This window comes from Clostridium sp. AM34-9AC, assembly GCF_003480225.1.
GTDB classification, from domain to species: domain Bacteria; phylum Bacillota; class Clostridia; order Lachnospirales; family Lachnospiraceae; genus Acetatifactor; species Acetatifactor acetigignens.
On record NZ_QUIU01000001.1, the window covers coordinates 257,119 to 268,292 of the forward strand.

General features: G+C 45.6%; 9 protein-coding genes. All 9 read right to left on the bottom strand.

Annotated elements, in window-relative coordinates:
• Window positions 1-24: 24 nt before the first annotated feature.
• Entirely contained in the window at window positions 25-1,587 is a 1,563-nt protein-coding gene (locus DW835_RS01075; RefSeq protein WP_022313627.1) for a glycoside hydrolase family 43 protein, read from the bottom strand.
• 20 nt (window positions 1,588-1,607) lie between these two features.
• A complete protein-coding gene (locus DW835_RS01080) occupies window positions 1,608-3,344 on the bottom strand; it encodes an SGNH/GDSL hydrolase family protein (protein ID WP_022313626.1) in 1,737 nt (578 codons plus the stop codon).
• A 92-nt stretch (window positions 3,345-3,436) separates the two neighbouring features.
• Window positions 3,437-5,356, bottom strand: coding sequence for an alpha/beta hydrolase-fold protein (locus DW835_RS01085; RefSeq protein ID WP_118730497.1), 1,920 nt, complete (start codon window positions 5,354-5,356; stop codon window positions 3,437-3,439).
• Between the two features lie 86 nt (window positions 5,357-5,442).
• Window positions 5,443-7,077, bottom strand: coding sequence for a sugar ABC transporter substrate-binding protein (locus tag DW835_RS01090; RefSeq protein WP_118537153.1), 1,635 nt, complete (start codon window positions 7,075-7,077; stop codon window positions 5,443-5,445).
• Window positions 7,074-7,970 (bottom strand): deoxyribonuclease IV, encoded by an 897-nt coding sequence (locus tag DW835_RS01095; protein ID WP_118730498.1) that lies wholly within the window; start codon window positions 7,968-7,970, stop codon window positions 7,074-7,076. The genes DW835_RS01090 and DW835_RS01095 overlap by 4 nt, the downstream gene beginning before the upstream one ends.
• A gap of 72 nt (window positions 7,971-8,042) precedes the next feature.
• The gene (mgtE, locus tag DW835_RS01100; RefSeq protein ID WP_118730499.1) at window positions 8,043-9,401 is read right to left on the bottom strand and encodes a magnesium transporter; all 1,359 of its coding nucleotides are present in this window, start codon (window positions 9,399-9,401) and stop codon (window positions 8,043-8,045) included.
• Window positions 9,402-9,737: 336 nt separating this feature from the next.
• A complete protein-coding gene (locus DW835_RS01105; protein ID WP_243036997.1) occupies window positions 9,738-9,938 on the bottom strand; it encodes a hypothetical protein in 201 nt (66 codons plus the stop codon).
• Between the two features lie 102 nt (window positions 9,939-10,040).
• Entirely contained in the window at window positions 10,041-10,529 is a 489-nt protein-coding gene (locus DW835_RS01110) for an HD domain-containing protein (RefSeq protein ID WP_118502838.1), read from the bottom strand.
• A 71-nt stretch (window positions 10,530-10,600) separates the two neighbouring features.
• Window positions 10,601-11,053 carry an NUDIX domain-containing protein gene (locus DW835_RS01115; protein ID WP_118538078.1) on the bottom strand — a complete coding sequence of 151 codons (453 nt, stop codon included), beginning with the start codon at window positions 11,051-11,053 and terminating at the stop codon, window positions 10,601-10,603.
• Window positions 11,054-11,174 lie beyond the last annotated feature (121 nt).

The following is an 11,174-nucleotide window of genomic DNA, read 5'->3' on the forward strand; positions in this document are numbered from 1 at the left end:
CTACGATCTGCCCGCAATACATTTTTATACGGCATTCTGCACAAACCAGGCAAAATCAGCATAGTTACTGCTGTCCTGTCCATTGGCAGATGCGTACATTCCTATCGTACATCCCACAAATCCCCCTGCTTCCTCCGTGGTATAAGGAAGCAGACTGATATCCTCAGCAATCAGCATCTCCCTGCCATCCCGAAAAAGCCATATCCGTGCCTTCTGCCTGTCGCAATGCATTCGTATTTTAAAGAATTGTCTACCTTCTCCTACCGGCTTTTCGGTAAGGATTCTCTCTTCCCCATGGATACAGGCTGTCACAACAAAATAATTCTCGTCAGCCCTTTTCCGGATCTCCATGCGCAGATGATTTTCATGATTCTGGTACAACACCATTCCCGCTGTCTCACATTCCTGCTTCGGTTCAAATTCCATCCCAGTCTCTGCATAGAATGCATAATTTTTCTGACGGATTCCGAAATAGGAACAATGATTGCAGTCAGATATTTTTTCCTTTTTTGTATAGAGCCGCAGCATCCCCGGACGGTGACTCAGCGAATAGTTTTCTTCACAGATTTCTTCTACACTTACCAGCCGTTTGTCCGGTTTTTTCTCCCAGAAACTGATATGATCGGAAGTACTGCTTACTTCCTCTGGAAAACGGTATTCCTTTGTGGGCAGTTCCAATGTATCTTCCAGATGCCCGACGCCTTCTGCAATCACCGGCCATCCATTTTCCCATGTGACTTTCGCCAGAAAAGTCTCTCTTCCCATGCTGCTGTGTCCTTCACAAGGTCTGGATGCCAGCATTACCACGTACCAGTTCCCCTTACCATCCTCCACCAGATCTCCGTGTCCTGCGTAGATCACAGGATAGTTTTTCCCCAGATTCCTGTGGGTGAAGATCGGGTTTCTGGGGCAGCCCTCGAACCACTGGAACAGCTTTTTACTTCTTGCAATGCTGATGCTGTGCTCCGGTCCGGTTCCTCCTTCTGCATGCATCAGATAATAGTAACCGTCGATCTTATAAAGGTGCGGTCCCTCCGGCCAGATAACTCCTTTTACAGCCCCTTTCCAGATTGCCATGCTTTCTCCCACAAGCTTCATCTGCCGAAGATCCAGTTCCTGCACCCAGATTTCCCAGTCTCCGTTATAGCGGACTCCTTCCGGATTCGGTCGTGTACCACAGTAATAGCATTTCCCGTCATCATCGAAGAAAAGACTGGGATCGATCCCCGGAGCATCTTCGCCGAGATAATAAGGATCCGACCACGGTCCTGCTGGATCTTTTGCCGTTACAATGAAATTGCCTCCGTAGCTTACATTGGTAGTGATCATGTAAAACAATCCATCATGGAAGCGGATCGTTGGTGCATAAATCCCCTGTGATATTTCACTTCCCTTCACCGGAAGTTGTTCCGGTCTGTCAAGAATATTCCCGATCTGCTCCCAGTGCGCCAGATCTCTGCTGTGGAAAATTGGAACTCCCGGTGCATACACAAAACTGGAATTCACAATGTAATAGTCCTCTCCTGCCCTGCATATGGATGGATCCGGATAGAAACCGGATAAAATTGGATTCTTTGCTGTAACCATTTTGTTTTCCTCACTCTGTTCTATATTGTGTATCCAAATCCTAAGATTGTAAATTTTTTATTCTGGTCTTCCTCTGTCACTGTAATCCGTACTTTATGGGATCTGCTTTCTGTCTCCCAAAACAGTAATACAGCATTACAATGCAGCCAATTGTTCTTATGGGGATCCGCCGTCATACAATATACATCATTTACAAATACATCGGCCTTCCCCACATCCATTTCTCCGGAATCCTTAAATATAAGAAACAGTGACTTGCAGGTAATCTCCATTTCAAATCCCGGCATCTGCGGTCTGCTTCCATCATACATCCAGTTATACGGAAATTCCGGTGTCTGTGTAAGGCTTCCGTCCATTTCCACACTCTGCAATTCTATATCTGTGGAAGTAAAACTACCCGTCCGGATTTTGGCACCTACATAACGGTTCTTCTTATCAAGCAAAAAAATTCTTTCAAAATCAGCACCGATCACTGCCGGTCCGAAAAGCTTTTCCGACAGGATCTGTTCCTCCGTCATTCCTTCCACAAAAGTCCCAACTCTTGCAGGTTCTGCTGCATCACAACGCTCAAACAGATATTGCAGGCAGTCCGCCATAATGGTATGTCCGGTATTATTGGGATGAAACATATCATAAAAAAACTGATTTTTAGATAAAATTCTTCCCTCGCCGCACTTTAATGAAAACTGTGGAGTGACCGCATTGAGGATGCTCACCATGGGAAGATCATAAAGATCCCCCACCGGCCTTAACCGCTCCTGTAAATTCCAATCATTTGCAAATACCGAAAACAGGAGAACCACTGCCGGCTTCCATGGCAGTTTCAACACTTTCCGCACCAGGCTTTCATAACAGACACCCTTTGTCTCATCTCCCTCATCGTTTACTGCAAATTCAATAACCACAATATCCGGTCGTTCCCCTTCCCTGAGCACATCCCGGTCAAACCGGATCATTCCCAGTTCTGAAGGTGTTCCGCCGACTCCGGCTTTGATAAACCTGACATTGTTCTGTGTCGAAAAACGATTCTGAAACAGTTGAAAGGACTTATATGCATAGCATTCCGTATGGATTGGTATAGCTCCGGCTCCCTGCGTGATAGATCCACCGATATAGGCAAGCGTTACCTCTTTTCCTGCCTTAGATTTTTCAATAGCCTTACGGATACGATAAGGATTCCCCAGCTGCAACAGAGAGCGGCTGATCATGCCGCAGTATTCTTCCGAATGCATATCTATAAACAGATCCTCTTCCTCCGGAGGTGCTTCGTATCCGTCATTTAGGAAGAGTCTTACACTGACTTTTCCCATCCGCTCCGGCGCTGCAAACAGAATTTTAATCTGTCCCGGCACATGATCATCCTCTGTCCACCTGTAATCCGACAGATAGATTCTATGTTCCATGCCGTCACACTTAAGAGAAGTCGTAAGATTCGTTCCACCTCCGTACAGGTCCTTTTTCCCATACATCTGAAATACAAATTCTGCGGTTTCTTCCGGCCGGTCCGTCTCCACGCTTACGCCGATACTATGTACCAGTCTGCCAAATCCCTCTACTGTCTCCAGAAGTGTCAGTTCTTCCTTATCCGTAACATTTCCCGTGATCTGTGCACTGTTGATCAGCCGTCCGTCGCTTTCATAGATAAACTGGATTCCGGTTCCGTCCTTTTGCCGTTCTCCAAAAATATCTTTGTCTTTTAATATATAGAAAAAAGGTCTTGCCTTTTCCGGATCCTTCGGTGCTGCCGATCCTGTCATTTCTATCCCTCCCGAACTTTTATCAGTTCTATTATAGTCCGGCTCTCCTTGCACAAACACCCGGGAAAATATAGGAAATGCAGGTAATAATTTTATATCCGGCAGGCTGCAAATCGTCTCCGGAAGGAATTCCAATCTTCTCCGTCGCTTCGTTCCATGACAATTGCTTTTGCTTTTTGTCCATCCGGAATATATTTCTTTATAATGTTTTGCATCCGTTCCGGTGTCTCTTCGGCATCGGTCATCACCAATATAGTCTCTACGGCTTTTCCTGCTGCCAGAAAATACTCCATAATGTTCGGTATTTTCCCCTGGTGCAGGAAACAGGACGCAGTTTCTGTGGAAAGTGCTTTTAAGATCATTACGCTCTGCTCTTTTTCCGCTCTTTCAAAATATGCCGGTGTATATACATAGATCGTACTTACTTTCTCTTCCTCCGCAAGATAATCATAATGTATATGCACCTGACCGTGCACTGTATCCGCCAGTTCTGTCAGCGGGAACTCCGGATCCGGCATTTCCAGATAGTTCACAGCCCTGTCTCCCGAGTATCCCACCGGAGCATCCGGGTTGATTACATCCGTACCATTCGCCCTGAAATACACATTATGGTATCCCGGCGTGATGTTGTGGATTTCCCCTGTCCAATATCCTTGTCTTTCCTGATCTTTCCTGAGTTTTAGGAATTCTTTTCCGTCCAGGGTGGCTTCTACCGAGACTGCCTCCGGTGCCTCGAAGCATACGACTGCCGTTCCCTGTTCCGTAATGCAGATTCCGTGAGGGATGTCCGGGTATTTTCCTGCAGGCCTCCCTGCTTCATCAGTCTCAAAGCGGATTTGGCGGTATACCGGATCAAACATCAGTATCTGTTCTTCCATGGTCTGTCGCTGTAGTCTCTGTCTTGTGATTCTGGCTGTTCTTTCCCCCGGAATGTCATCCGTTTCTGCCCCCGCTTTCCGGAACAATAACGGTACAAAATCATACAGACTTTTCCTCCAGACATGCCATTCGTGATATCCCTCATATACTTTGGAAATGCAATACTTTCCTGCATTTTCAAACTTTTGTTCTATCTGCTTCATTCCCGTTCTGATCTGATCCTCATAGCATCCACAGGACATAAATACGACATCCAATGTTTCCTTGCTGTCGCAGATCCGTTCCATCTCATGAATAGCAACTCCGGAAAATACACCGGCAGCAGAAAATAACTTCATATTTTTTGCCACAATATCCGTAGTCTGCGCCGATCCCAGGGAAAGTCCCGCCATCGCCCGGTAATCTCTTCCCTTTCTCACCCGGAAATTATTTTCAATATAAGGAATAATGTTGTGAATCAGTTCACTCTCAAAATTTCCAGGGTAAAATACAGGTTTTTCTCCATCTTTGAAGGCATAGCCACTGCTCATGACCACGATCATTTTCTCGCACTTTCCCTCTGCGATCAGATAGTCCATGATAAAGTTCGTCTTCCCCTGCCAGATCCATCCGGTCTCGTTCTCTCCTACGCCATGCTGCAGGTACAATACCGGATATCTTTCATCTCCTTCTTCATATCCATAAGGTGTATAGACATAACATTCCTTCAGGTGGCTGCTCACCTTCGAAGCGTATTTACAGATGCTGACCGTACCATGAGGAATATCCTTTGCAAAATAGAAATCCACATTCTTCTCCTGCACCTCAAAAGTATTGATCGCAGCAAAACACCCATAAGAAATTCCGGCGTACGGATTGCAGATCCGGACACCGTCCACATACCAGAAATAATAATGCATCCCCCAGTGAAAATCTTGAACTTCCGCAAAAAATCCGCCCTGCCCATCGGGCATCAGATTTATTTTCTTATTTGTAAAATATCCCCCAAGTCCGGCAACCTGTACTATTTTTGCTGCCGGTGCATACAGATAAAAAATGACTGCGCCGTCTTCTTTCACTGTAACAGATGGTCTTCCTGCTCTCTTTTTTTCTATTGGATATCTGTCCAAAGCTCCGTTTCTCTTCTCGTTCATAAAAAAATACCCCCAATCCTTTTCTTTAGTTTAAAGGAATTGGGAAGTATTTTTCTATTTGTTTTTTATACTTTTTTGTGAAAAACTTATCCTTTTACTCTTTTTTCCACCTCAAGCTGCAACATCTGATAATAAATCTCAGGATTACAGGAATCATATGCTTCCATATATTGCTCCCACGCAGTCTCAAAATCTTCTGCCATGATCACCTGGGGAAGCCATTTGTGTTTCACCGCTTCCATCTGATCTCGGATCTGTCCCGCAGGAGAATTAGACGACAGGGATGTGGTATAACTGTACATGGGATACCATGCCCCGGGAGCCTCATTGTTGCCGATCATATCCACATAATTTGTCACTCCGTAAGCAGAAAAACATTCCTGAATATCCTCCGGTTGATTTTTATAAAATTCCGTTGTCTGATATTCCAGTGAAAACGCATTGATTCCATCGGAAAGCCTTCCTTCTACTCGTGGAAAATAAGAATAAAAACAAAAGTGTTTTCTCTTTTCTTCCGAAGTCATCCAACGCTTCTCCTGCTCCTCTGTCAGATAAAACAATCCGTTTTCATCCACGCAGTAATCATCTCCCTCTTTTCCCCAGAAACGCAGTTTAATAATCTCCGGCTCTAACAGGTCACTGACAAACTGCAAAGCTCCGTCAATGTCATTGCAGGATACCGTAATGGATAAGCCTGTAGAGCTATCCATCTCTGCGGAGCGTGTTACATGCCATTGGTTGGCGATTCCTTCCTCTCTGGTAATCGGAAGTGGAACATAATCGCAGCCCTGTTCTCTAAGGCCCTGTTCATCATAGGCATTCTGAATCGAATAGTAGAACTGCCACCACTGATCCGGCATACCGCAGACCGCACCCGTGGATAATTTTGCCAGATAATCCTCATAGGTCTCTGTAAATACTTCTGCACCGAGAATATCTTTGTGATATTCCTCATTCAGCTTTTTAAAGTACCATTTGGCAGTATCTGTGGTGTTATAATCGTAAACCTGTAATGTATCCGGATCCACAATACAGCTTCCGTCATTTGGATAACCATCCAGAAACTGCGGAATATTTTCCAGACAAAAATACCGCCAGTCATCACACAAAATCGTAAACGGAATGTTCGGTGTTCCATCCTCCATTACCGGGTTCGCTGCCACATAGCGCTCGATGAGATCAAAATATTCATCCACAGTATGAATCTCCGGATACCCCGCCCATTTCAGCACTCTGGTCTGGATCCAGAAGGCTTCACCTGAGTGGGTCACCTCCACATCTTCGCCATGGGTCACACCAAACTGTGGGATCCAATAGATATGACCGTCCGGTCTGCGGAATCTCTCCCACTGTTCTTCCGTCAGATAATTTTTGATATTGGGATAATTCTCCCAGTATTCATCTAAAGGAAGTAATGCCCCTGCCTCATAAAGACTGGTATCTCCGGAAATAAAATCCGGATATTCCCCACTCACAATATAACTGTTCAAGGCACTTTCCTTGGACTGTCCCACCAGCCATAGTTCTTCACAATCCGCACCTGTCAGGCGTGCGATTTCTTTTTTTATATCATTATTCTGGTCAATAGATTCTCCCTCCACAGCAAAAAAAGCTGTGAAATGCTTCACATTGTTCTGCGCCGCTGTCTGTGCATATGCAAAATATAATATTCCGCCCAAAAGTCCAAATACTGCTACTGCTGCAATGATTCTTTTTTTCAATCGTCTGTCCTCTTATCCATCTGTTTTGAGGCTTTCAGCCATGCAATCTCCTGCTTGTAAGGTGGAATGGTCTTCTTGTCTTCGCCCTCCGCACACAGCCATGGTGTCTCCAAGATTTTGGGCACGGCGGCAAACCGCTCGTCATGGACGATGCGGTGCAGGGTCTCATAACCGATGGTACCCTGTCCGATATTGGCATGACGGTCCTTGTGGGCTCCTAAGGGATTCAGGCTGTCGTTCACATGGATCACTGCGATCTGGTCCAATCCCAGAATCTTGTCAAACTGCGCAAGCACACCTTCGTAATCATTCACCAGATCATATCCGGCATCGTTCACATGGCAGGTATCGAAACATACCCGCAGTCTGTCTTTTCGATCCACTTTATCATAAATCATCCGCAATTCTTCAAAAGTTCTGCCAACCTCACTGCCCTTGCCCGCCATGGTCTCCAGAGCAATATTGACCTTGCTGTCATCTGCGTCAAGCACCAGATTTAACCCCTTTGCGATCTGCTCCACAGAAGCTTCCACACCAGCACTTAAGGAAGAACCCGGATGCAGTACCAGTACCTTACTGTGAAAGGCTGCGGCACGCTTTACTTCTTTTGCCAGAAATTCCACGCCGAAATCAAACATTTCCGGCTTCTCCATGTTGCCTAAATTAATAATATAGGGAGCATGAATGACGATTTCCCGGATACCTGCTTTTTCGGCATAGGAAATCCCCTCATCAATTCTCAGCTCTCCGATTTCCTTGCGTCTAGTGTTCTGGGGTGCCCCGGTGTAGACCATCAGCACGTTGGCACCGTAGCTTTCCGCCTCCTTCACAGAGCCTAAAAACATTTCTTTTCCCGACATTCCCACATGGGAACCCAATAATATCTCAGCCATGATCTCTCCTTATTTGGATTTCTTCAGATTCATCTGGTAAAACCCTTACTTCCTTAACCCTTCTATTGCATTCTACCGGATCAGAAGCAGCCACGCCAGACCATAATAGGTCACTACCGCCACCAGATCGTTTACTGTGGTGATCAGGGGACCGGATGCCACTGCGGGGTCTACCTTTATCTTATGGAAAAACATGGGGATCACAGTACCCACAGCGCTGGAGATTGCCATTGCCACCAGCAGGGATACTCCCACACAGCCGGAGATGCCGAAGGCTCCCATCCAGGTATATCCTTTGAACAGATGCACATAGACACCGAGACAAAGTAATGCCATAATGCCCAGCAGTGCTCCGTTTAAGGAACCGGTCTTAACTTCCTTGACTACCAGCTGAAACTTCTGTTTTCCCGTCAAATTTTCATCCATCAACACACGGATCGTCACTGCCAGGGACTGGGTTCCCACATTTCCCGCCATATCCAGTACCAGTGACTGGAAGCAGATCACGACAGGCAATACCGCCACCACATTTTCGAATAAACCTACCACCGACGACACTCCCATGCCCAAGAACAACAGGATGATCAGCCAGGGCAGTCGCTTTTTCATGCTTTGAAGCGTGGGCTCCTTCAGATCCTCTTCTGCGGTCAGACCTGCTAACTTTGCATAGTCCTCGCCCATCTCATTGTCTACCATTTCGATCAGGTCTTCGGATGTGATGACACCGAGGATTTTCTTATCTTCTGACAATACGGGAATCGAGTCCTCCGCATAATCCAGGATCCTGTCCATACAATCATCGATCTTCTCATGATCGGTCACATAAGGATAAGATTTCAACACCAGATCTTCCAGATGCGCATTTTCCCTTGCCCGGATCAGATCCTTCAGATCGATGGCTCCGGCGAAAACACCCTTTTCATCTACCACATAGATGGTCATGATATTGTCGTTTTCTCCTGCCTGCTTCACCAGCTCGCTCATAGCCTGTTTGATGGTCAGCTCTTCCGGGATGCAGATGTAATTCGTTGTCATGCAGCTGCCGATCTCTTCCTCATCATAGGACAGCAGCATCTTTACATCTTTTTTTGCGTCCTCGTCCAGCATCCGGACGATCTGTTCCTTCTCCTCCGGGTCCAGATTCTCCAACAGGTCAACGGCGTCATCGGAATCCATTTCGGAGATCACTCTTGCGGCGCTCTCCACGGTCAGTTCTTTGATATATTTCCGGGGATCCTCAATATATTTGAAAACATCCGCGGTCTTCTGCGCTCCCAACAGATGATACAGACGTTTCCGTTCTTCCTCTGTCATCCCCGCCAGCATATCGGCGATATCGTTCTTATGGAAATTCAACAGGAAATCCAGGATTTCCTCATCCGTTTTCTCGCTACGGAATAATTCTGCCAGTTCGGAATATTTCTTGTTCATAGTCTAAGTCTCCTTTCTCGTTTTCATTCTTCAATGCAACGTAAAGGGCAAAACAAAAGAAGCATCACACGATGCTTCCTCTGCATAAATCTCTATGCACAACAAATCAAAATACGGCCGTCACTTTCCACAGACAGCTGTACCCTGCTCGCAGGAAAAAGCACCGTGTTTTCTACTTCGCCCATAACCATCGCAACTGTCCATGAAATTCACCTCCAACTTGTTTTTTTCGTGGTTATAGTAGCACTGTACCATTTGTTTTGCAAGCTGTTTTCTTATTTTTCAATTGTTTTTTTATTGTATCATCATCTCTTTTTGTAAATAAGCACTTCCGGATCATCGCCTTTCTATCCATTCCTGTGCCATGCTGCTGATCACGGATGCGAAATCATCCTCCGTCCAGTATGCAAACATAGACTTGCTATATTCGACAAATTCCTCCAAAGACACTGTCTTGTACTGATCCGGCATATTCTCTTTATCATCTTCCGGCATGTCATACTCGCAGCCTGCTCGCTGTCTCCCTGCTCCATCCACTCTACAATGCAGTCAAAAATATCTCTTTTACTCTTGTAATGGCGGTATAATGCTCCTTTCGTCATGTCAAGCTCTCCGGCGATCTTTTCATTCGCAAAAAAGTCATGCTATATCATACATCTCTCTGCAGATCTTTTTCCCAGTTTCCGTCCGGAAAATATTCCGATATGCGTTCTGCAAGGCTTCTTCAGACAGTTCGTCCTCACACATGTTTACAAGGAAATCCGCTTCCACCAGAATCTGATAATCAATGCCGTCTATATTGTTGTAGGTATGATGATGGGCAATCAGATACTGTACCCGCTCAGAAACTTCTCCGGAAAAACCAAGATCTGACAGCAGCTTTTCAGCAATGGCCGGGCCTTCTTTTTCCTGTAATTTTCCGTTACAGTTTCCGTATTTTTCTTCACACAGATGGATGCCGATATCATGAGTCAGTGCTGCCGTCTCCAAAATAAATAAGGTCTCAGCATCCACATTCTCCATTTCCGCAATCAGCTTCGCATAGCTGTGTACCTTGCAAAAATGCTGAATGCGCTTTGCATCTCCATGGTAAAGTTCGATCATTGCCATATGTAATTTGTTGATCATTTTATTTTCCTCCTACCGGGTTTCCTTTGTGATGCTTTCCGTTTTCACGGGCCTCCTGCCTCCGAAATATCCTACTGGATCTTTGATACAATGCCTTCTTCCGTCAATGTCTGCAAACATTCCTGTGCATTCTCATCATGCATCATCTGCCACACCTGCTCCATACCGGGCGCCAGCGGCTTCTTCAAAAACTGTTCTCCGGAGATCCAGTAGACCTTTCCCTCCTCGGATGAGATCAATTTTCCTTCATATTCCGACGTTTTATATAAAAATCCCACATTCCTTATATCCCCTGTCATCCAGTGATAAATGCCGGTCAGTCTGGGATTTTGGATCGTCAGTCCGGTCTCCTCATAGATTTCTCTGATCACCGATTCTTTGAAAGTCTCACCCGGCTCCACATGCCCTCCGGGAAATGTCGTTCCCGAATAATTCTTCCCCACCTTGTCCAGCGCCACCACATTACCTTCTTTATCATAGACCATACACATATTCATGAAAATCACTTTTTCAATTCCAGCCATTACTTTCTCTCATTTCTCTAAGATAAACTTAATATAACATAATCTTGCTATGCCGGCAAATCGAGTTAGTGTAACTTGAAAGTTAGTGAAATACATTGGCAAAATCCACGAACTCCCGGAG

Bases quoted from the DNA above. Each gene is read 5' to 3' on its own strand.
- DW835_RS01075 (WP_022313627.1), bottom strand. From the start codon at position 1,587: ATGGTTACAGCAAAGAATCCAATTTTATCCGGTTTCTATCCGGATCCA.
- DW835_RS01080 (WP_022313626.1), bottom strand. From the start codon at position 3,344: ATGACAGGATCGGCAGCACCGAAGGATCCGGAAAAGGCAAGACCTTTT.
- DW835_RS01085 (WP_118730497.1), bottom strand. From the start codon at position 5,356: ATGAACGAGAAGAGAAACGGAGCTTTGGACAGATATCCAATAGAAAAA.
- DW835_RS01095 (WP_118730498.1), bottom strand. From the start codon at position 7,970: ATGGCTGAGATATTATTGGGTTCCCATGTGGGAATGTCGGGAAAAGAA.
- mgtE (WP_118730499.1), bottom strand. From the start codon at position 9,401: ATGAACAAGAAATATTCCGAACTGGCAGAATTATTCCGTAGCGAGAAA.
- DW835_RS01110 (WP_118502838.1), bottom strand. From the start codon at position 10,529: ATGATCAACAAATTACATATGGCAATGATCGAACTTTACCATGGAGAT.
- DW835_RS01115 (WP_118538078.1), bottom strand. From the start codon at position 11,053: ATGGCTGGAATTGAAAAAGTGATTTTCATGAATATGTGTATGGTCTAT.